The organism is Weissella sp. DD23, assembly GCF_001579105.1.
GTDB classification, from domain to species: domain Bacteria; phylum Bacillota; class Bacilli; order Lactobacillales; family Lactobacillaceae; genus Weissella; species Weissella cibaria.
This window is the reverse complement of record NZ_KQ970478.1, coordinates 1-411: the sequence shown is the minus strand read 5'-3', so window position 1 is coordinate 411 and position 411 is coordinate 1. Positions and strand designations below refer to the sequence as shown.

Sequence of the window (411 nt, the reverse complement as noted above, 5' to 3'; positions counted from 1 at the left end):
ATGTGCGGATGTCTGAGAACCTTGGTGGCGCTGGTGGGTTCAACGCCGGAATTCGTTACTTTTATGAACAAACGGATGATGATTATGTTTGGGTAATGGACGATGATACGATGGTGCACCCAGATTCTTTGCAACCGTTGACGGCATTTGCTGAACAAAATCCTAATTTTGGCTTCTTGGCCTCAAAGGTAATGTTCAGTGATGGCAAGCCGTCGGTTCGTAACGTACTACGTCAATACGGGACGTATAAGACGACGTTGAATACAGAATTTAAAGAACCTGTTCGAATTGAAAATGCGACATTCGTGTCATCATTTTTCTCACGGGATATTGTTCGCCAAATTGGTTTGCCAATTACAGAATTCTTTATTTGGATTGACGATTTGGAGTATACGGAACGTGCCGGACGGA

General features: G+C 43.6%; 1 protein-coding gene. It reads left to right on the top strand.

Annotation, left to right across the window (positions count from 1 at the left end; translation table 11 throughout):
- The coding region (locus WEIDD23_RS12340) for a glycosyltransferase (RefSeq protein WP_156469685.1) at nt 1–411 on the top strand (411 nt) is incomplete at both ends.